Raw genomic sequence first — 24490 nt, forward strand, 5'->3', positions numbered from 1 at the left:
CATTCGCCCTCTACTCGGTTACACCTGCGGGAAAATCATTTCCAGAGCCTGGATCGAGCTTTCCCAGTCGGCTTTCTCAAAAATGCCCTGCTGCAGATACGCCTCCAGGTGCGGCCAGAGGGCAATCGCCTTGTCGAGCATCGGGTCGCTGCCTTTGGCATAGGCACCGACGCTGACCAGATCGCGGTTGCGCTGGAAGCTGGAGAGCAGCTGCTTGAAGTTACGCACCCGGGCGTAATGCTTCTCGCTGATCAGGGAGGTCATCGCACGGCTGATCGAGGCTTCGATATCGATCGCCGGATAATGCCCCGCTTCGGCCAGACGGCGCGACAGGACGATGTGACCGTCGAGGATCGCACGCGCCGAGTCGGCAATCGGATCCTGTTGGTCATCGCCCTCGGTCAGCACCGTGTAAAACGCGGTGATCGAGCCGCCGCCGCTGATGCCATTACCCGCGCGTTCCACCAACGCCGGTAATTTGGCGAAGACCGAAGGTGGATAGCCTTTGGTCGCCGGGGGTTCCCCAATCGCCAGGGCGATCTCACGCTGCGCCATCGCGTAACGGGTCAGGGAGTCCATGATCAGCAGGACGTGCTGACCCCGATCGCGAAAATCTTCCGCAATGCGCGTGGCGTAGGCGGCACCCTGCATACGCAGCAGGGGAGAGACGTCCGCCGGGGCGGCGATCACCACCGACCGGGCGCGTCCTTCGGCACCAAGGATATTCTCGATAAAATCTTTTACTTCACGGCCACGCTCGCCAATCAGCCCCACCACAATGACGTCGGCCTGGGTGTAGCGGGCCATCATCCCGAGCAGCACCGATTTGCCGACGCCGGAGCCGGCAAACAGGCCCATACGCTGGCCGCGACCGACGGTCAGCAGGGCGTTAATCGGGCGCACGCCGGTATCCAGCACATGCTCGATCGGCGTGCGTTGTAACGGGTTAAAGGGCTGTGTGATCAGCGCCCCGGTTTCGGTGGTATCGGGGGAGGGCAGACCGTCCAGCGGTTTACCGGCCCCGTCCAGCACCCGTCCGAGCAGCGCCGGGCCAAGCGGAAGCTGTTTGCCGCTGTGCAGTCCGTCGCCGGATAAATTTTTGGCGTACACGCGCGCGCCAGGCAGCACGCCTTCGACCTCTTCCAGCGGCATCAGGAACAGACGCTGGCCGTTAAAGCCCACGACTTCGCTCTCGACTTCACGGATCTCGTTGCCGTCCTGACGTTCGATAATGCAGGTGGCCCCCAGCGGCAGCTGCAGGCCGGTGGCCTCCAGGACCAGGCCGGTAGCGCGGGTTAAACGGCCATAGCGGCGAACGGACGGCAGCTGCGCCATCTTCGCTTCAAAATTGTCGAGGGTGGTGAGCCAGCGGGTCAGGCGTGCGGTCATCAGATGACTCCCGGTGCTGCCAAGCGGCACAGTTCCTGCCAGCGGGTGGCTACGCTGGCGTCCAAATCGCCTTCATCGGCAGAGACTTTGCAGCCGCCGTGATGCAGGGTCGGGTCGCCGCGCAGACGCCAGCCGTGCAGACTCAGGGTCGCGCCGAGCATCTCTTCTACCCGCTGCAGATCGTCCGGGTGGACGCGCAGCTGCGGTTTGCCGCTGAACAGCGGCTCCTGCTGCAGCAGACCCTGAATCTGTTTGATCAGCGATGAGTTATCCACCGGCGGAGTGTGACCGATAACCTGGCGTGCCGCTTCCAGTGCCATCTGCATCAGGCGCGAGGCGATCACGCTGTCCAGCGCGTCCAGCGTATTCTGGAACTCGCTGACCAGCTGCTGCATCCGGGCGTGGATCGGCGCCTGCTGGGCACGCGCCTGCTCTAAACCTTGCGCCAGCCCCTGGGCCAGCCCTTCCTGATAGCCCTGATCATGACCTTTCTGGCGGCCTTCGTTCATGCCGGCAGCGTAGCCCTGATCGTGCGCCTGCATCTGGATCTGCGCCAGCTGCTGGGCGCGCTGCTCCTCTTCGCTCAGCTCAGGCTCTGCGTCATCCTCACCGGCCTCGGCAGGGGTGATGCTCGCAGGCACAAATTCTGCGCGAGGAGGGGAGAGATCGTCCGGTGTCCAGATCTTCCACGGCAGTTCATCAGACATAGGTATCCTCGCCGCTGCCTACCACCATCTCGCCGGTTTCGGCCAGACGACGCACAATAAGGAGGATCGCTTTCTGTTCGTTTTCCACCTGAGACAGACGCACCGGGCCACGGTTGGCAAGGTCGTCGCGCAGGATATCCGCCGCACGCTGGGACATGTTGCGCAGGAACTTCTCGCGCAGCGGCTGTTCGGCGCCTTTGAGGGCGATGAGCAGCGATTCGGAGTCCACTTCCTGCAGCAGGCGCTGGATACTGCGGTCGTCCACGTCGACCAGGTTTTCGAACAGGAACATCTCGTCGATAATTTTCTGGGCCAGTTCACCGTCGAATTCGCGCACTGCGGTAATGACCGCCTCTTCCTGCTGCGTTTTCATCAGGTTGATAATTTCTGCCGCCGTTCTCACGCCGCCCATTTTGCTGCGCTTGAGGTTCTGGCCGTCGAGCAGGCCGTTCAGCACTTCGGTCAGTTCCGCCAGCGCTGCCGGCTGGACGCCGCCGAAGGTGGCGATACGCAGCATCACATCGTGACGCAGACGTTCGTCGAACAGGGCCAGAATATCCGCCGCCTGGCCACGCTTGAGGTGAACCAGGATAGTAGCGATGATCTGTGGATGCTCGTCGCGAATCAGGTCGGCAGCGGTCTGCGGCTCCATAAAGTTGAGCGTTTCGATACCGCTGGCGGTATCGCGGGTCTCAAGAATATCCTCCAGCAGGCTGGCGGCACGCTCTTCGCCCAGCGCCTTGACCAGCACCGAACGCAGGTATTCGTTGGCGTTGACGTTGAGCGCCGCAAACTGTTCGGCTTCCTGCTCAAACTCCGCCAGTACTTCGGTCAGCTGCTTGTTGGAGATCTGACGCACGTTAGCCATCGCCGAGCTGAGAACCTGCACTTCGCGCTGGGAGAGGTGTTTGAACACCTCTGCCGCCCGGTCCTCGCCAATGGTCATCAGCAGGATGACGCTTTTATCCGTTCCGGTAAGGTTACTCATTTTCTGTACTCATCCACTGGCGAATGACCAGCGCCACGACGCGCGGATCGTTATCTGACATTTCGCGAATACGCTGGCTCATCACCTCAGCGCCCATGCGCTGGTTAGCACGGCGCTGCTGCATCTGTTCGTCTTTGCTGAGGCGCACTTCCACCGCTTCCTGCGTCTCTTCGCGCAGCAGGGCTCGCTCTTTCAGCGCTTTCGCCTCTTCGGCGCGGCGAGTGAGCTGCGGACGTACCGCTTTACGCCACAGCAGCCAGGCGACAATCACTACCAGCAGCCAGCGACCGGCTTCAAGCATCTGATCGATAAACGACTGGGTTTTCCAGAACGGCAGTTCACCACTGGTATCGTCAACGGCGCTGAACGGCGAGTTCACGACGTTAAGGGTGTCGCCACGCTTCTCGGAGTAGCCCATGGCTTCACGGGTCAGATTTTCGATCTGCTTCATCTGCTCGGCGGTCAGCGGCAGAGGCTTCCCGTCCGGCAGGGTCTTGTAGTTGACGACTACCGCCACGGAGAGACGCTGCACATCACCGGTGTTCATTTTGGTGTGACGAATGGTGCGATCGACTTCGTAGTTGGTGGTTTCGTTATGGCTGGTGCTACGCGGACCGGCGCTGGCCGCGGTTTGCTGGGCCCGTGCCTGCTGACCATTCTGCTGGCCGTTTTGTTGACCGTTCTGTTGGTTTTGTGCAGGGGCATTTATTGGCGCGGTATTCGCCGGGGCCGGCTGGTTGGAGAGCGCACCCGGTACACCCCCCGCAGCGCCACCGACCTGTTCGGAGTTATTGACCTGACGCGAACGCATCACGGCCTGGGCGGCATCGCCGTTTGGACGATACTGCTCTTCCGTCTGCTCTTTATCTGCAAAATCGATCTGCGCGGTGACCTGGGCGTGGACATTGCTGGTGCCGACGATTGGGCCAAGAATGGCTTCGATGCGGCTCTGAACGCGGTTTTCCACGTCAGTGGCATATTTCAGCTGCGCGTCATTGAGATCGCGATCGCTGGTATTGGATTTGGTTAACAGGCGACCCATCTGATCCACCAGGGTCACGTTACCCGGCGGTAAACCCGCTACGGCGCTGGAGACCAGATGCACCACGGCGCTAATCTGCCCTTCATCCAGCGCACGGCCAGGCTGCAGATTCACGGTGACGGAGGCCGATGGCGCTTTCTGTTCACGGACAAACAGGGTCGGTTTTGGCATCGCCAGGTGCACGCGGGCGCTTTTCAGCGGGCCGAGCGTTTCGATGGTGCGGGCCAGTTCACCTTCCAGCGCGCGCTGGTAGTTAACCTGCTCGCTGAACTGGCTGATGCCGAATTTTTCCTGATCCAGCAGTTCAAAGCCTACCGCGCCGCCTTTCGGCAGGCCTTGCTGGGCAAGACGTAAGCGGAGTTCGTGAACTTTATCGGCAGGGACTTCCAGCGCGCCGCCATTATCCGAGAAGCGGTAAGGGACGTTCATCTGGGTTAACTGGGTGACGATAGCACCGCCATCCTGGTCCGAAAGGTTGCTGAACAGCGTGCGATAGTCAGGCTGTTTGGCCCATAAGACCATAGCGACAACGATAGCGATAGCGGCAGCACCTGCCACGATCAACGGCACTTTAGGGTTCGCGCGCAGGCGGCTCATCCATTCGAGAGATTTAGTTTGAGGGGCTGATGTTGCTGACGCACTCATTGCGCACCTCGTGACTCATCGTGGATTACATTATTCGTGTGGAGAAACAAAACAGGCTCCCGGGTCGGCAAACACAACAAAAATTCCATAATCATGGCTGTGCCATTATTTGATGAAACGGGAATTTCTATGCGTCAAATAACCTGGTTTTTTCACGCTATTTAGCGCCTTTATCTCATTGACAGGCTGATACTCTTAAGCGGGTAAAAATCCATCAGGGGAAAATCATGGCAATACAGGGGATTGAAGGCGTCATCAGCCAGTTGCAGGCAACAGCAATGACGGCCCGAAATCAAAACGTGCCTGACGTGCAGTCCACCGTCAGCTTCGCGGGTCAGCTGCATGCGGCTCTGGATCGGATCAGCGACACGCAAACCGCGGCGCGCGTGCAGGGTGAAAAATTCACCATGGGCGTGCCGGGCATTGGTCTCAACGATGTGATGACCGATTTGCAAAAAGCCTCGGTATCGATGCAGATGGGCATTCAGGTGCGTAACAAACTGATGCAGGCGTACCAGGACGTTATGTCGATGCAGGTTTAGCCCTTCTGGTGCTGGCGACCCGAGCGCTTTAATGCCACACTCTTTTTTTTCGACATAGACGGAACAATGATGAAAAAAATAGCAATTATCGCGGGGCTGCTGGCGTTAACCGGATGCGTGCAGGTCGACAGATATCAGGACGTGATCAAGCATCCCGTCCCGGCTGAACTGGCAGGGTACTGGCAGTCGAAAGGGCCGCAAAGCAAAATGGTCAGCCCGGAGGCGATCGCCACGCTGGTGGTGACGCAAGAAGGAGACACCCTGGACTGCCGTCAGTGGCAGCGCGTGGTGGCCGTGCCGGGGAAAATTATGCTGCGCTCGGATGATTTTTATAACGTCACCCGCAAACTGGATATCTATCCGCTGGAGCGTGAAGGTAGCGCCATTGAGTATGACGGGATGATTCTCCAGCGCGTCGATCGTCCGACCGTTGAGTGTGCGAACTACCTCAGCAAACATCCGCTCGACAGCAAGCTGCCATAAGTGATTTGTCGGCCGGGCAAGCATAGCGCCGCCCGGCTTTCAACCCGTTACAACACCTCTTCCAGAACCCACACGCTGACGCTGCCGCCGTTGCAGGTAAACACGCCGGTACCGGTTTCGTCGGTCGTTACACACTCTTCGCGGTTGCCGAGGAAATCTTTCCAGTTTTTATTGCCGTAGTTCTCGCCCAGCGTAATCGTCTTTTCACCCTCGTCACCGTTAGAGAGCACCACCACGCAGCCCGGATCCTCGTCGGTGCCGCTGCGGCTGAAGGCAATGCAGTTAGGGTGATCGAACCACAGGGTCTGAACGCCATGGGCAAAACGCTGGCGGGCGAGGATCAGCTGATCGAGCTGCTCAATCACCGGCATGTCGATGTGATACGTCTCGCCATCGCCGCCGGTGTCGTCATAGCTCGCCCCGAAGAGATCGGGATAGAAGATGCTCGGCACCCCGTTTTCACGCAGCAAAATCAAGGCATAGGCCAGCGGTTTAAACCAGGCTTCGACCGGGGCCTCCAGAGCCTGTAACGGCTGGGTGTCGTGGTTAGCCACCAGCGTTACCGCGTGGAAGGGATCGGCCTCGACCAGGGTGCCGGTAAAGATCTGGCTCATGTCGTAATCACGTCCCTGCAGCGAGGCTTCGTGAAACTTCATGTGCAGCGGGGCGTCAAACAGCATGGTTTTACCGTCCACCTGATCGATATACTGCTGCAGTTTGTCGACATCGGGGGACCAGTATTCCGCCACGATAAACAGCGGTTTCGGCGCGACTTCCTGCACGTGCTCGATCCACTCTTTATAGAACCAGGCCGGAATATGTTTCACCGCATCCAGACGGAACCCGTCGCACTGGGTCTGCTCCATCAGCCAGCGCGCCCAGTATTTGATCTCCTCGGTTACCGCACGGTTACGAAAATCGATGTTCTCGCCCATCAGGTAATCAAAGTTCCCCAGCTCGTTATCGACCTGATCGTTCCAGCCATCGCCGGTGTAATCATTGACGATCTTAAAGATGCCGTCTTCATCGGGATTTTCGATATGATCGATGCCGCTGAAGCATTTGTAATCCCAGACGAACTCGGAGTACTGTCCGGCCCGCACAGGGAAGGTGTAGCGGGTCCAGGCTTCGCATTCAACGATCTCGTCGTGGATCTGATTACGATCGTCGGCATTGACCCGCTGAACGCGGATGGTCTCTTTCTCATCGGCACCCATTTTGTGGTTGACCACCACGTCCATCAGCACCGCGATGTTGTTGCGTTTTAACGCCCCGATAGCGGCCAGCAGCTGGGCTTTGTCACCGTATTTGGTGGGAACAGATCCTTTTTGATCGAACTCGCCGAGATCGAAGAGATCGTAGGAGTCGTAACCGACAGAGTAACCGCCGGAAGCCCCTTTATATGCCGGGGGCAGCCAGACCATGTTGATACCGATATCGTTTAAAAGGTCGGCGCGCTCGGCTACTTCTGGCCAGAGTTGACTGCCTTCAGGGTAATACCAGTGGAAGAACTGCAAGAGAGTGGGGTTTTTCATCTTCCGTGCTCCAGTTTAAGAACACAGACAGTATGAGCGAGGCGGAGGAAGTTAGCGGGTGAAATAACGAAATATATTCACCCGCCTGTCATTATCCCCGGATTAGAGGTCGGCGGGGAAAAGAATATTGCCAGAAAGACGTCCATAAGTTGCATTCAGATTATGTTGTCGGGAGGAGTGCCCAACCAAAGTTCTCAGCTCGTCCATACGCTGCTGCAGCAAGGCCTTAAGCTCAATTTCGTTATCAATGATCTGCCTCAGCATCGGGCGAATTTGCGCCTGCACGTGCGGCGCAATCTCATTCGCATCCTGGAACTGGGTCAGCTTTTCAACGGCGCTCAGGTATTTCACTTCGAAGGTAATAAGTTCATCCCAACGCCCTGATTTTGACATAGCCAGCATCGCGGCGCTGGTGGTTAAAAGCTGCTGATAGTGTTGGAGCAATCCCAGATTGGCTTCCATTAGTCATTGTCCCGCATATGTTGAGAATTGGGTCCTATCTCTTTCCAGGCATCCGCGATGTTGTTCAGCAACCCCACCACTTCATTGATGGCGTCAATATCGTTATGGATATTGGCCTGTAAAAGACGCCGCGTCATATAGTCGTAGAGGCTGTCGAGGTTGGTGGTCAACTCGCCACCCACCTCGTGATTCAGCCCTGACTGCAGACCGTTACTGATAATATTGATGGCTTTTCCCAGCGCCTGCCCTTTACCGGGAATGTCCCCTTGCTCAATCAATATCATGGCCTTTTTCATGGCGCTTAACGCGCCATCAAAAAGTAAAACCACCAGTTGATGCGGGCTGGCACTCAGGACGGCACTCTCAACGCTTACCTGCGCATAGGCCTGAATTCCCGATTTTGTATACATCTTAAAACCTCAACTCATCATTCATTAACTGTTCATGGCGTTGAACTGTTGGGTCAGATAGCTTCCGGTTTGATCCATAGAGGAAACAAGCTGACTCAAGCTGGTAAATTGCGTTTTGTAACGCGCCATGGTGGCGGTAATTTGCGTGTTAACACGGTCATACTGATCGGACAGGTTTTTCAACGTCTTGTTAATGCCGTCGGTGGCATTCTTAACCGAGCCGTCTGTCCCTAACATATCTTTCAGCAGGTTACTAGTCTGCGTCGCTAAGCCGGTTGTTTTTCCGTCGCCGGACAGGAGTGCCAGCACGTCGGTAGACTTTTCGGTCAGGGCTTTGCCTAACTTGGTGCTGTCCACGGTCAGTTTGCCGTTAATATCCTGAGTAATACCTAACTGCGACAGCGTCGACAGAGAGCCGGAACCCTGTGCAGAGGAGACCACAGAGCGCAGGCGCGTCTGGATATTACGCAATGTGCCATCGCCCAGCAGGTCGCCGTTGCTGGTATCCTGAGCGCCATCACCCTGTTTTACCGCGGTATATTTGGTCTGGTTGCCGATAGTGGTCTGCAACGAGTTATACGCATCGACAAACGCCTGAATCGCATCGGTCATCGGCTGGTTGTCTTTCACAATCGACAGCGTTTCCGGGCTACCGACATTGGTCTTAGTCAGGTTGAGCGTTACGCCTTCTGGAGCATCGGTAATGGCGTTGCTGCTACGCGTAATCTTAATACCGTTAATATTGACGATGGCATCTGCGGCAGGGACCTGAACCTTCATCCCTGTCGACGTATCGAGCGGATCGTGGCTGATGTATTTCGCCAGCTCGCTGTCGTCGGTAGTGATCGTCATCTCATTGGCGACACCGCTGTCACGCGAGGTCAGTGACAGATAGTAACTGTTGTCATCCGCTTTAATGATGCTGGCGGTGACGCTGCCTTGTTTGGCGTTGATCGCATCGCGCACGTCCGCAAGGCTGGTTTTGTCGCTGGCCAGCGTCACCGTCAACGGATCTTTCTGACCCGGCTGCGTGATGGTGATGGTGCGCGAGCTCAGGCTACTGTCGCCCAGATCGGTATCTTTGCTCGCCACTTTCGGGCTCAGCAGCGTCTGCGCGGCCGCCAGCTGTGTGACTTCTATCGAGTACGAGCCGGCTGAAGCACTGCTCGCCAGGGTCGCATTGAATGCAGTATTGGTACTGGTGACTTTTGACTGCGCAATCGCAGAGGTGTTTTTCAGCGCGTCTGCAGCAGTTTGAAACTTGGTCAATGCAGTCTGCACTACGCCCCATGCGGTTAGCTTCGCTTTATAGGAGGTCTGCTGCTGCGTGATCGGCGTGAGTTTGGTCTGTTCCGCGGTCTGTAAATTGTCATATAACGTATTGAGATCCAGACTGGTACCTGCACCGAGTGAACTAACACTTGCCATTTTTTTCATCCTTTATTGTGACAGTCGCTGGATGCTCTATCGGCAGACGCGGGAAAAAGATTAGCGTTTTTTGCAGTTATCAATGCGGAAATAAAGCGGATAAAGATCGGGCAGTTTGCCCTTTTAAAAAAATGCGCTTTTGTCTAAAGGTTAAAACGAGGATGACGATAATCAGGTTAGCGGTGAGAAAGCCGTAGGCAGATGCCTGAATCCCAAACTTTTTAAGGAACACCCCATGGCTGTTATTAATACTAACACCTTGTCTCTGATGACTCAGAGCAACCTGAACAAATCTCAGTCTTCTCTGGGGACCGCGATTGAGCGTCTGTCCTCCGGCCTTCGTATCAACAGCGCGAAAGATGACGCTGCGGGCCAGGCGATTGCTAACCGCTTCACCTCTAACATCAACGGCCTGAACGTTGCGGCGCGTAACGCCAATGACGGTATCTCTCTGGCGCAGACTGCTGAAGGCGCGCTGAGCGAAATCAACAACAACCTGCAGCGTGTGCGTGATCTGACCGTACAGGCGCAGAACAGCTCAAACTCTGCTTCCGATCTCGATTCTATCCAGTCTGAAGTTAATCAGCGTATGGCTGAAATCGACCGTGTGACAACACAGACTGATTTCAACGGTATCAAAGTACTTAACAATGCGACCGCTGCAGCTTCTAATTACAATTTCCAGGTTGGCTCAAAAGATGGCGAGACAATTGGGATTGCTATTAACAGTGCAGCCGGTTGGAATCTGGCGTCCTCTAGCAGTGCGGCAGGCGCAGCAGGTACAACAACTGCTGTTACTGCTGGCGGGGTATATGCTAACACCGTTGCAGCCGCTACTTTGACTGATGTCAATGGCGTTGCTGGTAACCGTTCAGTTGCTGCTGTTGGGTTTGACGTGAGAAGTGGGAAAGTCACTGCTGCAGCGTTGGGTGCTGGAAACCCTCTTGATGATATCGATAAAGCCATCAAAGCTGTTGATACGCAGCGTAGTTCTCTGGGTGCTTCGCAGAACCGTTTTGAATCTACCGTTACTAACCTGAACAACACTGTGAACAACCTGTCTGCTGCCCGCAGCCGTATTCAGGATTCTGACTACGCCACTGAAGTTTCCAATATGTCCCGTGCGCAGATCCTGCAGCAGGCTGGCTCTTCAGTACTGGCGCAGGCCAATCAGGTTCCGCAGACCATGTTGTCTCTGCTGCGTTAATAACGTTATCACTTCTTTTAAAGCGCCACTTGTAGGCGCTTTTTTTATGTAAAATAATTACATATCTGAATTTTAGTAATTCTATTAAAGTTTGAGTTTGTCATGACGATAACTGTTAGGAAGGCGATGAAGCCGCAGGCCACAGGCCGTATCTTAATGACAAATATTGAAGGATAATAATCATGGCAGTGATTAACACTAACACTCTGTCGCTGATGACCCAGAGCAATCTGAACAAATCTCAGTCTTCCCTGGGAACTGCGATTGAGCGTCTGTCGTCTGGTCTGCGTATCAACAGTGCGAAAGATGACGCTGCGGGCCAGGCAATTGCTAACCGTTTCACCTCCAACATCAACGGCCTGAATGTTGCTGCACGGAACGCCAACGATGGTATCTCTCTGGCGCAGACTGCAGAAGGTGCTCTGAGCGAAATCAACAACAACTTACAGCGTGTGCGTGACCTGACCGTACAGGCGCAGAACAGCTCTAACTCCGCTTCCGACATCGACTCCATTCAGTCTGAAGTGAACGAGCGTATGAAAGAGATCAACCGCGTTGCTACCCAGACCGATTTTAACGGTATTAAAGTACTGAACAATACTGCGTCCAAAACCTTTAACTTCCAGGTCGGTTCAAAAGATGGCGAGCAAATCGGCATCACTATGAACGATAAAACCGCATGGGATAAGTATACCGCTACGACCACCGCTGGTATTGCTAGTCTTGACGGGAACATTGTTGCTGGCGATCGTAAAGTAGCAAGCAATGGCTATGATGTACTGCAGAACGACGGTACTACCAGCACTGGCTTAAAAACTATTGACGATGCAATCAAAGCTGTTGATACGCAGCGTAGTTCTTTGGGTGCATCCCAGAACCGATTTGAATCCACCATCACTAACCTGAACAACACCGTGAACAACCTGTCCGCTGCCCGCAGCCGTATTCAGGATTCCGACTACGCCACTGAAGTATCCAACATGTCTCGTGCGCAGATCCTGCAGCAGGCCGGCTCTTCAGTACTGGCGCAAGCCAATCAGGTTCCGCAGACTATGCTGTCTCTGCTGCGTTAATCCTTTTAATACAACCTGTAAAAGCGCCGCCTGTCGGCGCTTTTTTCTTTCAGAATCAGCTAATAAATCACGTGTTTTTTAATAAAACTAAAGTTTGAATAAGTCCTGTCGATAACTTTTGTGAAGGCAATGAAGCCGCATTCCGTAATTCATGAATAATATTGAAGGATATATACTATGGCAGTGATCAACACTAACACCTTGTCGCTGATGACCCAGAGCAACCTGAACAAGTCTCAGTCGACTCTGGGCACCGCGATTGAGCGTCTGTCCTCCGGCCTGCGTATCAACAGTGCAAAAGATGACGCAGCAGGCCAGGCAATTGCTAACCGTTTCACCTCCAACATCAACGGCCTGAACGTTGCAGCACGTAACGCCAACGACGGTATCTCTCTGGCGCAAACCGCTGAAGGTGCGCTGAGCGAGATCAACAACAACCTGCAGCGCGTACGTGACCTGACCGTACAGGCGCAGAACAGTTCTAACTCGGCTTCCGACATCGACTCCATTCAGTCTGAAGTTAACCAGCGTATGGAAGAGATCAACCGCGTTACGAACGAAACTGACTTCAACGGTATTAAAATTCTGGATAATGCTGCGTCTAAGAAATTCGACTTTCAGGTCGGTTCAAAAGATGGTGAGAAAATTTCCATTACCATGGATACCAGTGATTTCAGTGATACTGGTGGTTGGGATATGTATGATGCGACGGGCACTGCTGCTGCGGGGTTGGCACAAGTTAACTCTGTCGCACGTACCGTCGATGCAAAAGGTTTTGATGTGCGTAAAGTAGCTACCCTTCCGTATGACGCAACAGATACAGATACATGGGGTGCATTGCAGACTATTGATGCAGCAATCAAATCCGTCGATACCCAGCGTAGCTCTTTAGGTGCTTCTCAGAACCGTTTTGAGTCCACGATCACTAACCTGAACAACACTGTGAATAACCTGTCCGCTGCCCGCAGCCGTATTCAGGATTCCGACTACGCGACCGAAGTGTCCAACATGTCTCGTGCGCAGATCCTGCAGCAGGCTGGCTCTTCTGTACTGGCGCAGGCCAACCAGGTTCCGCAGACCATGCTGTCTCTGCTGCGTTAATAGGCATAATACTCTATCAAAAAGCGCCTCCTATCGGCGCTTTTTTCGTTTTTATAATTTCTAAAAAAAATAAAATGCTTTTCAAAAAAGTTAAAGTTTGCCCCTGTCCAGTCGATAACTTTTGTGAAGGTAATGAAGCCGCAGGCCGCATGCCGTAACTCATGAATAATGTTGAAGGATACATACTATGGCAGTGATTAATACTAACACTCTGTCGCTGATGACTCAGAGCAACCTGAACAAATCGCAGTCTTCCCTGGGAACTGCAATTGAACGACTGTCCTCCGGCCTGCGTATCAATAGCGCGAAAGACGACGCTGCTGGCCAGGCGATTGCTAACCGTTTTACCTCCAATATCAACGGCCTGAACGTTGCAGCACGTAACGCCAATGACGGTATCTCTCTGGCGCAAACCGCTGAAGGTGCGCTGAGCGAGATTAACAACAACCTGCAACGTATCCGTGACCTGACTGTACAGGCACAGAACAGCTCCAACTCCGCGTCTGACATTGACTCCATTCAGTCTGAAGTTAACCAACGTATGGAAGAAGTTGATCGTGTAACACGTGAAACGGATTTTAACGGTATTAAGATCCTTAACACGAAGGCTGCAACAAAGGATTACGCTTTCCAGGTTGGCTCTAAAGATGGGGAGCAAATCAATATTTCCTTGAATTCAAGCGATGGCTGGAATCTCGCGGCGACGGGGCAGGCAGGAACAACGCTGAATAAATATGTTAATACTGTAACTATCGCAACCGCAGGTTCGCCAACAGCAGCTGAAATTACATCTGCACAAGCGGTTAATGAAGCTGTTAACGGACAACTTCGTACCGTTCAGGCTGAAGGTTTTGACGTTCTGAATGGCCAGGTTGACGCTTCAGGTGTAGCAACGAGTAAAAAGCCGCTGACAGACATCGATGCTGCCATTAAAGCGGTAGATAACCAGCGTAGCTCTCTGGGTGCTTCCCAGAACCGTTTTGAATCCACCATCACTAACCTGAACAACACCGTGAACAACCTGTCCGCTGCCCGCAGCCGTATTCAGGATTCTGACTACGCCACTGAAGTATCCAACATGTCTCGTGCGCAGATCCTGCAGCAGGCTGGTTCTTCAGTACTGGCGCAGGCCAATCAGGTACCACAGACTATGCTGTCTCTGCTGCGTTAATTCTTTTTACGCAACCGATAAAAGCGCCGCTAGTCGGCGCTTTTTTAATTCATTGTCTGCCGAAAAAATAAGGCATTTAAAACATTAAAGTTTGCCTCTATCCAGTCGATAACTTTTATGATGGCAATGAAGCCGCAGGCCGCATGCCGTAACTCATGAATAAAATTGAAGGATATATATTATGGCAGTGATTAACACTAACACCTTGTCGCTGATGACCCAGAGCAACCTGAACAAGTCTCAGTCGACTCTGGGCACCGCGATTGAGCGTCTGTCCTCCGGCCTGCGTATCAACAGTGCAAAAGATGACGCAGCAGGCCAGGCAATTGCTAACCGTTTCACCTCCAACATCAACGGCCTGAACGTTGCAGCACGTAACGCCAACGACGGTATCTCTCTGGCGCAAACCGCTGAAGGTGCGCTGAGCGAGATCAACAACAACCTGCAGCGCGTACGTGACCTGACCGTACAGGCGCAGAACAGCTCAAACTCTGCGTCTGATATTGACTCCATTCAATCTGAAGTTAACCAACGTATGCAGGAAGTGAACCGCGTAACTAAAGAAACTGATTTTAATGGTATCAAAATTCTGGATAACCGTGCTGCTACCGCTAAAAATTATGATTTTCAGGTTGGTTCTAAAGATGGTGAGAAAATCAGCATCGGAATCAATGGCAGTGCTGGCTGGAACCTGGCAACTGCAGGTGCAGCAGGTGTCGATACCGCAGTAGAAAATAAATATGTGTTCACTGAAAGCGCTGCAACACTGGCTGCAGCTACAACCAAGAAAGAAGCCGTTAATGGTCAAATGCGTACCGTAGCAGCAGTTGGATTTGATGTTCTGAAAGGAAATGTGACCGGCGGTGCAACGGGTGTTGCAGGGGGCACAACTCCGCTGACCGATATCGATGCAGCAATCAAATCCGTCGATACGCAGCGTAGTTCTTTAGGTGCTTCACAGAACCGTTTTGAGTCCACGATCACTAACCTGAACAACACCGTGAACAACCTGTCCGCTGCCCGCAGCCGTATTCAGGATTCTGACTACGCCACTGAAGTCTCTAACATGTCCCGCGCGCAGATCCTGCAGCAGGCTGGCTCTTCTGTACTGGCGCAGGCTAACCAGGTACCACAGACCATGCTGTCCCTGCTGCGTTAAGTTAAAATTAAACTGCAAACCCCGCTTCGGTGGGGTTTCTTTATTATCGTCTTCACTCGTAAATCCCAAATAACCCCCCATTTCCCCCCCTTTTCACACGATTAAAAACCCTCCAGAAACGGATAATCATGCCGATAACTCAACTAACGCAGGGCTGTTTATCGTGAATTCACTCTATACCGCTGAAGGTGTAATGGATAAACACTCGCTGTGGCAGCGTTATGTTCCGCTGGTGCGACATGAAGCATTGCGGCTTCAGGTGCGGCTACCAGCGAGTGTGGAACTGGACGATCTGCTACAAGCGGGCGGTATCGGGTTATTGAATGCAGTTGACCGGTACGACGCTCTGCAAGGAACGGCATTTACGACTTACGCAGTACAACGTATTCGTGGTGCGATGCTCGACGAACTGCGCAGCCGGGATTGGGTGCCGCGCAGCGTTCGACGCAATGCACGCGAAGTAGCGCAAGCAATGGGGCAGCTGGAGCAAGAGCTCGGACGTAACGCGACGGAAACCGAAGTTTCGGAGCGTCTGGGGATCACTACGGCTGACTATCGCCAGATGTTGCTCGATACCAATAATAGCCAACTCTTCTCCTATGACGAGTGGCGCGAAGAGCATGGCGATAGCATCGAACTGGTGACGGACGATCATCAGCAGGAAAACCCGTTGCACCAGTTAATGGAAGGCAATGTGCGCCAGCGCGTGATGGAAGCCATCGAAGCTTTACCGGAACGCGAGCAGCTGGTGCTGACCCTCTATTACCAGGAGGAGCTCAATCTCAAGGAGATTGGCGCCGTGCTGGAAGTAGGGGAGTCGCGGGTTAGCCAGTTGCACAGCCAGGCCATTAAACGCTTACGTACCAAGCTGGGTAAGTTATAGGTGATCCATATCACCCGTTAAGTGCCGCACAACGTATTGACAACCAGGAGTTATCATGACGGTGCAGCAATCTAAAAGACGGCCATTAAGCCGCTACCTGAAAGACTTTAAACACAGCCAGACGCATTGCGCCCATTGCCATAAATTGCTCGACCGTATCACGCTGGTTCGTCGCGGTGAAATCGTCAACAAGATTGCGATTTCCCGTCTCGATACTTTGCTGGATGAAGCCGGATGGCTGGAAGAGCAGAAGGAGTGGGTGGCGTTGTGTCGTTTTTGTGGCGATCTGCACTGTAAAGAGCAGAGCGACTTTTTCGATATCATCGGCTTTAAGCAATTCCTGTTTGAACAAACAGAGATGAGCCACGGCACGGTGCGCGAATACGTCGTGCGTCTGCGTCGCCTGGGACAGCACCTGACCACGCAGCGTATCTCCCGTGATTTACTGACCAGCGGTTATCTGGATGAGAATCTGGAGCCGTGGCTGCCGGCGACCAGCACCAATAACTACCGGATCGCGCTGCGCAAGTATGCGCAATTTAAAACGCAAATGCCGGTGACGCCGAAGCAGAAAGTCCACCGCGAAACAACTTCTGATATATATTAAAAATGAATAACATGTAGCGGAGTCGTGTTTGACCTTGCGGCCGAACGCCCTACACTACAGTCAAAATTCCAATGATATCGGGGTACGTATGAAATTTGCACTTTTGGGTCGTCAGGCGCTGATGGGTGTAATGGCCGTTGCGCTGGTAGCCGGTATGAGCGTGAAAACGTTCGCGGCAGAAGGTCTGTTAAATAAAGTGAAAGAGCGCGGCACGCTGCTGGTTGGGCTGGAAGGCACTTATCCTCCGTTCAGCTTCCAGGGTGACGACGGTAAACTGACCGGGTTCGAGGTTGAGTTTGCCGAAGAGCTGGCAAAACACCTCGGTGTGAAAGCGTCGCTGAAGCCGACCAAATGGGACGGTATGCTGGCCTCGCTGGACTCCAAACGTATTGATGTGGTGATTAACCAGGTCACCATCTCTGACGAGCGTAAGAAAAAGTATGACTTCTCCACCCCGTATACCGTCTCCGGTATCCAGGCGCTGGTGAAAAAAGGCAATGAAGGCACGATCAAATCTGCCGCTGACCTGAAAGGTAAAAAAGTTGGTGTCGGTCTGGGGACCAACTACGAAGAGTGGCTGCGTCAGAACGTACAGGGCGTCGATATTCGTACCTATGATGATGACCCGACCAAATACCAGGATTTGCGCGTAGGCCGTATCGACGCCATTCTGGTTGACCGTCTGGCGGCGCTGGATCTGGTGAAGAAAACCAAAGACACCCTGGCCGTTGCCGGTGATGCCTTCTCCCGTCAGGAAGCCGGTGTTGCCATCCGCAAAGACAACGACGATCTGGTGAAAGCCATCGACGGTGCGATTGCTGAGATGCAGAAAGACGGCAGCCTGAAGGCGCTCTCCGAGAAATGGTTCGGGGCGGATGTCACAAAGTAAGCAGTTGAATGCAAAAAAAGGCGCTTTGATAAGCGCCTTTTTTATTTCCTCGCCAGCAACGTGCATAATAAAAAAAGACAGACTTAGACAGGGTTACGGAGGTTTTCATGTCATTACAGAATCTAACGCGTTTTCCGCGCCTCGAATTTATTGGCGCCCCGACGCCACTGGAATATTTGCCGCGCTTATCGGACTACCTCGGGCGCGACATCCTTATCAAACGTGATGACGTGACGCCGATGGCGATGGGCGGCAACAAACTGCGCAAGCTGGAGTTCCTCGCGGCGGATGCCCTGCGTGAAGGGGCCGATACGCTGATTACCGCCGGAGCGATCCAGTCTAACCACGTGCGTCAGACCGCCGCCGTGGCGGCAAAGCTGGGCCTGCACTGTATCGCCTTACTGGAAAACCCGATTGGCACCCAGGCAGAAAACTATCTCAGCAACGGCAACCGACTGCTGCTGGACCTGTTCAACGTGCAGATTGAAATGTGCGATGCGCTGACCGACCCTGTGGCGCAACTCAACGAACTCGCCACCCGCGTCGAAGCCCAGGGCTTCCGTCCGTATGTGATCCCGGTGGGCGGCTCGAACGCGCTGGGGGCGCTGGGCTACGTCGAAAGCGCGCTGGAAATTGCCCAGCAGTGCGAAGGGGCCGTGGGGATCTCCTCGGTGGTGGTCGCCTCCGGTAGCGCTGGCACCCATGCCGGGCTGGCGGTCGGGCTGGAGCAGTTAATGCCGGACGTCGAACTGATTGGTGTCACCGTATCGCGTAGCGTTGCGGACCAGAAACCGAAAGTGGTCACCCTGCAGCAGGCGGTGGCTCAGCAGCTGGAGGTGAGCGCCAACGCCGATATCATCCTCTGGGATGACTACTTTGCGCCGGGTTACGGCACGCCGAATGACGAGGGCACCGAGGCGGTGAAACTGCTGGCGCGCCTGGAAGGGATCCTGCTGGATCCGGTCTATACCGGAAAAGCGATGGCCGGCCTGATCGACGGCATCAGCCAGAAGCGTTTCAAGGATGAAGGCCCGATTCTGTTTATTCATACGGGCGGGGCGCCGGCTCTCTTTGCCTACCATCCTCACGTCTAAATCACAGGCAGAAAAACCATAATGCAAGAAAGTATTCAACTGGTGATTGATTCGCTGCCCTACCTGCTGAAGGGTGCGGTGTTTACGCTGCAACTGAGCATTGGCGGGATGTTCTTTGGCCTGCTTCTGGGCTTTATTCTGGCGTTGATGCGCATGTCGCCGGTACTGCCGGTGCGCTGGCTGGCGCGTTTTTATATTTCCATCTTCCGCGGCACGCCGCTGATTGCCCAGCTTTTCATGATTTACTACGGCCTGCCGCAGTTTGGCATTGAGCTGGACCCCATCCCGGCGGCAATGATCGGTCTGTCGCTGAATACTGCTGCCTATGCGGCGGAAACCCTGCGCGCGGCGATCTCCTCCATTGAGAAAGGGCAGTGGGAGGCCGCAGCCAGTATCGGTATGACCCCGTGGCAAACCCTGCGCCGGGCGATCCTGCCCCAGGCCGCACGCGTGGCGCTGCCACCGCTGAGCAACAGCTTTATCAGCCTGGTGAAAGATACCTCGCTGGCGGCCACCATTCAGGTGCCGGAGCTGTTCCGTCAGGCGCAGCTCATCACCTCCCGCACGCTGGAGGTCTTTACCATGTATCTGGCCGCCTCGCTGATCTACTGGGTGATGGCGACAGTGCTGTCGGCGCTGCAGAACTATTTTGAAAACCAGCTTAACCGCCAGGAGCGTGATCCAAAATGAGTGCTATTGACGTTAAAAACCTGGTGAAGAAGTTTCATGGCCAGACGGTGTTGCACGGGATCGACCTGGAGGTGCAGGAGGGCGAAGTGGTGGCGATCATCGGGCCGAGCGGCTCCGGTAAAACCACCCTGCTGCGCAGCATCAATCTGCTGGAGCAGCCGGAAGGCGGCACCATCCGCGTGGGTGAGATCACCATTGATACCGGCAAGTCCCTGAGCCAGCAAAAAAGCTTAATTCGCCGTCTGCGTCAGCACGTCGGTTTTGTCTTCCAGAGCTTTAATCTGTTTCCCCACCGTACGGTGCTGGAAAACATTATTGAAGGGCCGGTGATTGTGAAAGGCGAACCGAAAGAGGAAGCCACCGCCCGCGCCCGGGAGCTGCTGGCGAAAGTGGGGCTTTCTGGTAAAGAGACCAGCTACCCGCGGCGTCTCTCCGGCGGGCAGCAGCAGCGTGTGGCGATTGCCCGCGCGCTGGCAATGCGTCCTGACGTGATCCTGTTTGACGAACCAACCTCGGCGCTGGATCCGGAGCTGGTGGGGGAGGTGCTGAACACTATTCGTCAGCTGGCGCAGGAGAAGCGCACCCTGGTGATTGTCACTCATGAGATGAGCTTTGCCCGCGATGTGGCGGACAGGGCGATATTTATGGATCAGGGACGCATCGTTGAGCAGGGCCCGGCAAAATCACTGTTTGCCGATCCGCAGCAGCCCCGCACCCGCCAGTTCCTCGAAAAATTCCTCATGCAGTAGCATGTTTGCTCTCAATTGCTCCGGAAATATTCCCCGGAGCAATATATTCATCCCCTGTATTAGTTCTCACCTGATTTTATCCCGGAAAAACCGCTCTAAGTGCATAAAATATGTAGATAATTATCGCCGGGTCGATATTTTATACATATAAATAAGATTTATGTGTTAGTTTAAGAATCCATAATAATGATTATCTTTTACAGGGGCTTAATTCAGTCAGTATGAAGGATTTAGACTTTTTCACATGGCGGCGGGAATGCTTCCTACGTTTTCAGGAGATGACTTCTGCCGACGAGGTATATCCCGAACTGCAACGACAAACGCAGAACCTGGGATACGATTTCTTTTCGCTCTGCGTTCGCCATCCGGTGCCTTTCACGCGCCCTAAAGTCTCGGTGCATTCGAGCTATCCGCAACAGTGGATGGCCCAGTATCACGCGGAAAATTTTTTCGTCATCGATCCGGTGCTTAAACCCGAGAATTTCGTGCACGGACACTTACCCTGGAACGATGCCTTATTCGCAGAGGCGCAACCTTTATGGGACGGCGCGCGCGACCATGGGCTGCGAAAAGGGATCACTCAGTGCCTGATGCTACCGAATCATGCGATGGGATTCCTCTCGGTCTCCAGTACCAGTCTGTCAGTGAACCTCATGGCGGGTGAAGTGGTTGAATTGCGTCTGCAGATTCTGGTGCAACTGGCGCTGACCACGCTGCTGCGACTGGAACATGAAATGGTGATGCCACCGGAGATGAAATTCAGCAAGCGCGAGAAAGAAATTCTGAAATGGACGGCGGAAGGGAAGACCTCAGCAGAAATAGCCATCATTCTTTCTATTTCTGAAAATACGGTTAACTTCCATCAGAAAAATATGCAGAAGAAATTCAATGCGCCGAACAAGACGCAGATCGCATGCTATGCGGCCGCGACGGGGATTATCTGACTACATTTCTGTTCTGCGTGGCAGGCGAGTAAACGGCTGAAAGCACTGCGTTCAGCCGTTTTTGTTTTATTGACGGTAAGCTTGTTTGATCTGCTTAACGGTGCTGGAAAATACCTCGGCCTGAGCCTGGTCTTCCATCTGCGCAATCTGGCGTTCCATCTTAAGGATCACACGACCGGCGTCCGCCTGGCCCATCGCCTGCAGCATCAGGGTCAGCAGGGATTTCAGACAGGAAACTTCCTGCGCCAGTTGTTGGTTATTCTCCGCAGTGGCGAAATCAGGTGTGCTCATTTATTTTCCTCATGATAAAAACAGCGCTCGGGCGCATAGATCAAAGTTAAGGCGGCGGAGTATACCACAAGCCATTCAGAAAAACGCAGTGCTTGTTTTTTGTACGTTTAACCGTTTTGTTTATTCCGTTGAACAAGCATTCACTCTGAATTTTCTAAGACTTTAGCGTGAGTTAATTGTTTGATGAAGGTAGAACAGAGGTTAATTATTGTTACAAATTTATCGGGGCTATTTTTACATTAATAAAATAGCTCGGATAAATTTGTAAATTTTTGAAAACAACCACCCAAAAAAAGTGGCTAAGGGGGCATGGCGTAAGGCTTTCGTTTCCAGTTTATGTACAACTTAATTTCCAAAAAAAAGTGCTATTTCGACGGCATACATTTTTAAACATTTTAAGTTTCGGATAAAACCCGTTAATATGTGCCGAATTAACTGTCTGTAGCGTTATCCCTATTCTGGAGAATTTCCTTTGATCAACGTCCTTCTTGTTGATGACCACGAACTGGTGCGCGCAGGGATACGACGCATTCTTGAAGATATAAAAGGTATTAAAGTTGCCGGCGAGGCCTGCTGCGGCGAAGATGCCGTTAAATGGTGCCGGTCAAATACCGCTGATGTTGTCCTGATGGACATGAACATGCCCGGTATTGGTGGCCTGGAAGCGACGCGTAAAATCGCGCGTACCTGGGTTGATACCAAAGTGATCATGCTGACGGTTCACACTGAAAATCCCCTTCCTGCAAAAGTGATGCAGGCGGGCGCAGCTGGCTATTTAAGCAAAGGCGCGGCCCCGCAGGAGATGGTCAATGCGATCCGATCCGTCTATTCCGGGCAGCGCTATATTGCTTCAGATATCGCGCAACAGATGGCCCTCAGTCAGATTGAGCCAGAAAAGACCGAATCACCCTTTGCCAGTTTGTCTGAGCGCGAATTGCAGATTATGCTGATGATTACCAAAGGCCAGAAGGTGAATGAGATCTCCGAGCAGCTTAATCTCAGCCCGAAAACGGTGAACAGCTATCGCTACCGCATGTTCAGTAAACTGAACATTCATGGCGACGTTGAACTCACTCACCTGGCCATCCGCCATGGTCTGTGCAATGCCGAGACCCTAATTAGTCAGTGAGTGATGTGTTTGAATCCAGTGCTTTCCTGAAAACCGTTACCAGCCAGCCAGGCGTCTACCGGATGTATGACGCTGGCGGGACGGTTATCTATGTTGGAAAAGCGAAAGATCTTAAAAAGCGACTTTCCAGCTATTTCCGCAGCAATCTCGCCTCCCGTAAAACAGAGGCGCTGGTCGCCCAGATCCAGCAGATCGATGTCACTGTGACCCACACAGAGACCGAAGCCCTGTTGCTGGAGCATAATTACATCAAGTTGTATCAGCCGCGTTACAACGTGCTGCTGCGCGACGACAAATCCTATCCGTTTATCTTTCTCAGCAGCGACACCCATCCCCGTCTGGCGACCCATCGCGGTGCCAAGCATGCGAAAGGTGAGTACTTTGGCCCGTTCCCCAACGGCTATGCCGTGCGGGAAACGCTGGCTCTGCTGCAAAAGATTTTCCCGGTTCGCCAGTGCGAAAATAGCGTCTATCGCAACCGCTCCCGTCCTTGCCTGCAGTATCAGATTGGTCGTTGCCTCGGGCCCTGCGTGGAGGGGCTGGTCAGTGAAGAGGAATACGCGCAGCAGGTGGAGTATGTGCGCCTGTTCCTCGCCGGTAAAGACGATCAGGTACTGACCCAGCTGATTGCCCGCATGGAGAAGGCCAGCCAGGCGCTGAACTTTGAAGAGGCGGCGCGGATCCGCGATCAGATCCAGGCCGTGCGTCGGGTGACGGAAAAACAGTTTGTCTCCAATAATGGCGATGACCTGGACGTGATTGGCGTCTCCTTTGACGCGGGTATGGCCTGCGTGCACGTGCTCTTTATCCGTCAGGGTAAGGTGCTGGGCAGCCGCAGCTACTTCCCGAAAGTGCCGGGCGGCACCGAGTTGGGCGAAGTGGTGGAGACCTTTGTCGGCCAGTTCTATTTGCAGGGCAGCCAGATGCGCACTCTGCCGTCGGAAATCTTGCTCGACTTTAATCTGAGTGATAAGACGCTGCTGGCCGATTCGCTGTCGGAGCTGGCGGGGCGCAAGGTGAACGTTCAGACCAAACCGCGTGGCGATCGTGCCCGCTACCTGAAGCTGGCGCGTACCAATGCGGCGACGGCGCTCAGCACCAAACTGTCCCAGCAGTCGACCGTTCATCAGCGCCTGGCCGCGCTGGCGACGACGTTACAGCTGCCGGAAGTAAAACGGATGGAGTGTTTTGACATCAGCCACACGATGGGGGAGCAGACCGTTGCCTCCTGCGTGGTGTTCGATGCCAACGGGCCGCTGCGGGCGGAGTATCGCCGCTACAACATCACCGGTATTACCCCCGGGGATGACTACGCCGCCATGAATCAGGTGTTACGCCGCCGCTACGGCAAAGCTATTGAAGAGAGTAAGATCCCGGACGTTATCGTCATTGATGGCGGTAAAGGACAGCTCGGCCAGGCAAAAGCGGTGTTTGCCGAACTGGACGTTCCCTGGGATAAGCACCATCCGCTGCTGCTGGGCGTGGCCAAAGGTACCGATCGTAAAGCCGGGCTGGAAACCCTGTTCCTGGAGCCGGAAGGGGAGGGCTTTAGCCTGCCGCCGGATTCACCTGCACTGCATGTGATCCAGCATATCCGCGATGAGTCGCACGATCATGCGATTGGCGGCCACCGCAAAAAACGGGCGAAGGTGAAAAATACCAGTACGCTGGAGACCATCGAAGGGGTTGGGCCAAAGCGTCGTCAGATGCTGCTGAAATACATGGGTGGTTTGCAAGGATTACTCAACGCCAGCGTGGAGGAAATTGCAAAAGTGCCGGGTATTTCGCAAGGGCTGGCAGAAAAGATCTACTACTCGTTGAAACATTGAGGGCTCTGTAGCAACATAGGGCTAATAATTACTGACAACAAAC

The 24490-nt window shown here is 53.9% G+C and carries 25 protein-coding genes; 16 read left to right on the forward strand and 9 right to left on the reverse strand.

What is annotated here, in order from left to right; all coding sequences use genetic code 11:
* Positions 1-18 precede the first annotated feature (18 nt).
* From fliI to fliF, 4 genes are read right to left on the reverse strand one after another with little or no spacing between them, the layout of a single operon-like run.
* The gene (gene fliI / locus WFO70_RS02515) at positions 19-1389 is read right to left on the reverse strand and encodes a flagellar protein export ATPase FliI (protein WP_337014528.1); all 1371 of its coding nucleotides are present in this window, start codon (positions 1387-1389) and stop codon (positions 19-21) included.
* A complete protein-coding gene (fliH, locus tag WFO70_RS02520; RefSeq protein ID WP_337014529.1) occupies positions 1389-2096 on the reverse strand; it encodes a flagellar assembly protein FliH in 708 nt (235 codons plus the stop codon). The genes fliI and fliH overlap by 1 nt, the downstream gene beginning before the upstream one ends.
* A complete protein-coding gene (gene fliG / locus WFO70_RS02525; protein ID WP_156264144.1) occupies positions 2089-3084 on the reverse strand; it encodes a flagellar motor switch protein FliG in 996 nt (331 codons plus the stop codon). Before fliG ends, fliH begins: the two co-directional genes overlap by 8 nt.
* Positions 3077-4771, reverse strand: a complete 1695-nt coding sequence (gene fliF, locus WFO70_RS02530; RefSeq protein WP_337014530.1) for a flagellar basal-body MS-ring/collar protein FliF — start codon at positions 4769-4771, stop codon at positions 3077-3079. The genes fliG and fliF overlap by 8 nt, the downstream gene beginning before the upstream one ends.
* Positions 4772-4995: 224 nt before the next feature.
* Between fliF and fliE the strand changes: the two genes are divergently transcribed.
* A complete protein-coding gene (gene fliE, locus WFO70_RS02535; RefSeq protein ID WP_337016573.1) occupies positions 4996-5313 on the forward strand; it encodes a flagellar hook-basal body complex protein FliE in 318 nt (105 codons plus the stop codon).
* A 69-nt stretch (positions 5314-5382) separates the two neighbouring features.
* Positions 5383-5796, forward strand: a complete 414-nt coding sequence (gene yedD / locus WFO70_RS02540; protein ID WP_262673471.1) for a lipoprotein YedD — start codon at positions 5383-5385, stop codon at positions 5794-5796.
* 47 nt (positions 5797-5843) lie between these two features.
* On the opposite strand, the gene amyA is transcribed toward yedD, so the two are convergent.
* The 4 genes from amyA to fliD all read right to left on the reverse strand — a co-directional run bounded on the left by amyA (position 5844) and on the right by fliD (position 9631).
* Positions 5844-7331: an alpha-amylase gene (amyA, locus tag WFO70_RS02545; protein WP_337014531.1), complete on the reverse strand. Its 1488-nt coding sequence runs from the start codon at positions 7329-7331 to the stop codon at positions 5844-5846.
* A 102-nt stretch (positions 7332-7433) separates the two neighbouring features.
* Positions 7434-7793 carry a flagella biosynthesis regulatory protein FliT gene (gene fliT / locus WFO70_RS02550; RefSeq protein ID WP_166182882.1) on the reverse strand — a complete coding sequence of 120 codons (360 nt, stop codon included), beginning with the start codon at positions 7791-7793 and terminating at the stop codon, positions 7434-7436.
* A complete protein-coding gene (gene fliS, locus WFO70_RS02555; protein WP_262663647.1) occupies positions 7793-8203 on the reverse strand; it encodes a flagellar export chaperone FliS in 411 nt (136 codons plus the stop codon). The genes fliT and fliS overlap by 1 nt, the downstream gene beginning before the upstream one ends.
* Before the next feature lie 24 nt (positions 8204-8227).
* Positions 8228-9631, reverse strand: a complete 1404-nt coding sequence (fliD, locus tag WFO70_RS02560) for a flagellar filament capping protein FliD (protein ID WP_337014532.1) — start codon at positions 9629-9631, stop codon at positions 8228-8230.
* 235 nt (positions 9632-9866) lie between these two features.
* Here fliD and WFO70_RS02565 point away from each other — a divergent pair, with 235 nt between their 5' ends.
* The 12 genes from WFO70_RS02565 to sdiA all read left to right on the forward strand — a co-directional run bounded on the left by WFO70_RS02565 (position 9867) and on the right by sdiA (position 21198).
* Positions 9867-10838: a flagellin N-terminal helical domain-containing protein gene (locus WFO70_RS02565; protein ID WP_337014533.1), complete on the forward strand. Its 972-nt coding sequence runs from the start codon at positions 9867-9869 to the stop codon at positions 10836-10838.
* Between the two features lie 182 nt (positions 10839-11020).
* On the forward strand, positions 11021-11911 hold the full coding sequence (locus WFO70_RS02570; protein ID WP_337014534.1) for a flagellin N-terminal helical domain-containing protein: 891 nt from the start codon (positions 11021-11023) through the stop codon (positions 11909-11911).
* Positions 11912-12088: 177 nt separating this feature from the next.
* Positions 12089-13012 (forward strand): flagellin N-terminal helical domain-containing protein, encoded by a 924-nt coding sequence (locus WFO70_RS02575; protein ID WP_337014535.1) that lies wholly within the window; start codon positions 12089-12091, stop codon positions 13010-13012.
* A gap of 187 nt (positions 13013-13199) precedes the next feature.
* Positions 13200-14183 carry a flagellin N-terminal helical domain-containing protein gene (locus WFO70_RS02580; RefSeq protein WP_337014536.1) on the forward strand — a complete coding sequence of 328 codons (984 nt, stop codon included), beginning with the start codon at positions 13200-13202 and terminating at the stop codon, positions 14181-14183.
* A gap of 181 nt (positions 14184-14364) precedes the next feature.
* Positions 14365-15342 (forward strand): flagellin N-terminal helical domain-containing protein, encoded by a 978-nt coding sequence (locus tag WFO70_RS02585; RefSeq protein ID WP_337014537.1) that lies wholly within the window; start codon positions 14365-14367, stop codon positions 15340-15342.
* A gap of 163 nt (positions 15343-15505) precedes the next feature.
* Positions 15506-16225 carry an RNA polymerase sigma factor FliA gene (gene fliA / locus WFO70_RS02590; protein WP_191152498.1) on the forward strand — a complete coding sequence of 240 codons (720 nt, stop codon included), beginning with the start codon at positions 15506-15508 and terminating at the stop codon, positions 16223-16225.
* A 55-nt stretch (positions 16226-16280) separates the two neighbouring features.
* Positions 16281-16832 carry a flagella biosynthesis regulatory protein FliZ gene (gene fliZ, locus WFO70_RS02595; RefSeq protein ID WP_191152499.1) on the forward strand — a complete coding sequence of 184 codons (552 nt, stop codon included), beginning with the start codon at positions 16281-16283 and terminating at the stop codon, positions 16830-16832.
* 88 nt (positions 16833-16920) lie between these two features.
* A complete protein-coding gene (gene tcyJ, locus WFO70_RS02600; RefSeq protein ID WP_337014538.1) occupies positions 16921-17721 on the forward strand; it encodes a cystine ABC transporter substrate-binding protein in 801 nt (266 codons plus the stop codon).
* Between the two features lie 107 nt (positions 17722-17828).
* Positions 17829-18815, forward strand: coding sequence for a D-cysteine desulfhydrase (gene dcyD, locus WFO70_RS02605; RefSeq protein WP_337014539.1), 987 nt, complete (start codon positions 17829-17831; stop codon positions 18813-18815).
* 21 nt (positions 18816-18836) lie between these two features.
* Positions 18837-19505 carry a cystine ABC transporter permease gene (tcyL, locus tag WFO70_RS02610; protein ID WP_337014540.1) on the forward strand — a complete coding sequence of 223 codons (669 nt, stop codon included), beginning with the start codon at positions 18837-18839 and terminating at the stop codon, positions 19503-19505.
* A complete protein-coding gene (gene tcyN / locus WFO70_RS02615; protein ID WP_191152503.1) occupies positions 19502-20254 on the forward strand; it encodes an L-cystine ABC transporter ATP-binding protein TcyN in 753 nt (250 codons plus the stop codon). Before tcyL ends, tcyN begins: the two co-directional genes overlap by 4 nt.
* A 221-nt stretch (positions 20255-20475) precedes the next feature.
* A complete protein-coding gene (sdiA, locus tag WFO70_RS02620; protein WP_337014541.1) occupies positions 20476-21198 on the forward strand; it encodes a transcriptional regulator SdiA in 723 nt (240 codons plus the stop codon).
* Positions 21199-21264: 66 nt separating this feature from the next.
* Here sdiA and WFO70_RS02625 read toward each other — a convergent pair whose 3' ends face one another.
* Complete coding sequence (locus WFO70_RS02625) at positions 21265-21489, reverse strand: DUF2594 family protein (protein WP_337014542.1); 225 nt, start codon at positions 21487-21489, stop codon at positions 21265-21267.
* Between the two features lie 472 nt (positions 21490-21961).
* On the opposite strand from WFO70_RS02625, the gene uvrY reads away from it, so the two are divergent.
* Together uvrY and uvrC are read left to right on the forward strand one after the other, a co-directional pair.
* Complete coding sequence (gene uvrY / locus WFO70_RS02630) at positions 21962-22618, forward strand: UvrY/SirA/GacA family response regulator transcription factor (RefSeq protein ID WP_337014543.1); 657 nt, start codon at positions 21962-21964, stop codon at positions 22616-22618.
* The gene (gene uvrC, locus WFO70_RS02635; RefSeq protein WP_337014544.1) at positions 22615-24447 is read left to right on the forward strand and encodes an excinuclease ABC subunit UvrC; all 1833 of its coding nucleotides are present in this window, start codon (positions 22615-22617) and stop codon (positions 24445-24447) included. The genes uvrY and uvrC overlap by 4 nt, the downstream gene beginning before the upstream one ends.
* The last annotated feature ends 43 nt before the right edge of the window (positions 24448-24490 follow it).

This window comes from Leclercia sp. AS011 (assembly GCF_037152535.1).
Classification (GTDB): domain Bacteria; phylum Pseudomonadota; class Gammaproteobacteria; order Enterobacterales; family Enterobacteriaceae; genus Enterobacter.

Coding starts and splice junctions, on each gene's coding strand:
- fliI (WP_337014528.1), bottom strand. CDS start 1,389: ATGACCGCACGCCTGACCCGCTGGCTCACCACCCTCGACAATTTTGAA.
- fliH (WP_337014529.1), bottom strand. CDS start 2,096: ATGTCTGATGAACTGCCGTGGAAGATCTGGACACCGGACGATCTCTCC.
- fliG (WP_156264144.1), bottom strand. CDS start 3,084: ATGAGTAACCTTACCGGAACGGATAAAAGCGTCATCCTGCTGATGACC.
- fliF (WP_337014530.1), bottom strand. CDS start 4,771: ATGAGTGCGTCAGCAACATCAGCCCCTCAAACTAAATCTCTCGAATGG.
- yedD (WP_262673471.1), top strand. CDS start 5,383: ATGAAAAAAATAGCAATTATCGCGGGGCTGCTGGCGTTAACCGGATGC.
- amyA (WP_337014531.1), bottom strand. CDS start 7,331: ATGAAAAACCCCACTCTCTTGCAGTTCTTCCACTGGTATTACCCTGAA.
- fliT (WP_166182882.1), bottom strand. CDS start 7,793: ATGGAAGCCAATCTGGGATTGCTCCAACACTATCAGCAGCTTTTAACC.
- fliS (WP_262663647.1), bottom strand. CDS start 8,203: ATGTATACAAAATCGGGAATTCAGGCCTATGCGCAGGTAAGCGTTGAG.
- fliD (WP_337014532.1), bottom strand. CDS start 9,631: ATGGCAAGTGTTAGTTCACTCGGTGCAGGTACCAGTCTGGATCTCAAT.
- WFO70_RS02565 (WP_337014533.1), top strand. CDS start 9,867: ATGGCTGTTATTAATACTAACACCTTGTCTCTGATGACTCAGAGCAAC.
- WFO70_RS02570 (WP_337014534.1), top strand. CDS start 11,021: ATGGCAGTGATTAACACTAACACTCTGTCGCTGATGACCCAGAGCAAT.
- WFO70_RS02575 (WP_337014535.1), top strand. CDS start 12,089: ATGGCAGTGATCAACACTAACACCTTGTCGCTGATGACCCAGAGCAAC.
- WFO70_RS02580 (WP_337014536.1), top strand. CDS start 13,200: ATGGCAGTGATTAATACTAACACTCTGTCGCTGATGACTCAGAGCAAC.
- WFO70_RS02585 (WP_337014537.1), top strand. CDS start 14,365: ATGGCAGTGATTAACACTAACACCTTGTCGCTGATGACCCAGAGCAAC.
- fliZ (WP_191152499.1), top strand. CDS start 16,281: ATGACGGTGCAGCAATCTAAAAGACGGCCATTAAGCCGCTACCTGAAA.
- tcyJ (WP_337014538.1), top strand. CDS start 16,921: ATGAAATTTGCACTTTTGGGTCGTCAGGCGCTGATGGGTGTAATGGCC.
- dcyD (WP_337014539.1), top strand. CDS start 17,829: ATGTCATTACAGAATCTAACGCGTTTTCCGCGCCTCGAATTTATTGGC.
- tcyL (WP_337014540.1), top strand. CDS start 18,837: ATGCAAGAAAGTATTCAACTGGTGATTGATTCGCTGCCCTACCTGCTG.
- tcyN (WP_191152503.1), top strand. CDS start 19,502: ATGAGTGCTATTGACGTTAAAAACCTGGTGAAGAAGTTTCATGGCCAG.
- sdiA (WP_337014541.1), top strand. CDS start 20,476: ATGAAGGATTTAGACTTTTTCACATGGCGGCGGGAATGCTTCCTACGT.
- WFO70_RS02625 (WP_337014542.1), bottom strand. CDS start 21,489: ATGAGCACACCTGATTTCGCCACTGCGGAGAATAACCAACAACTGGCG.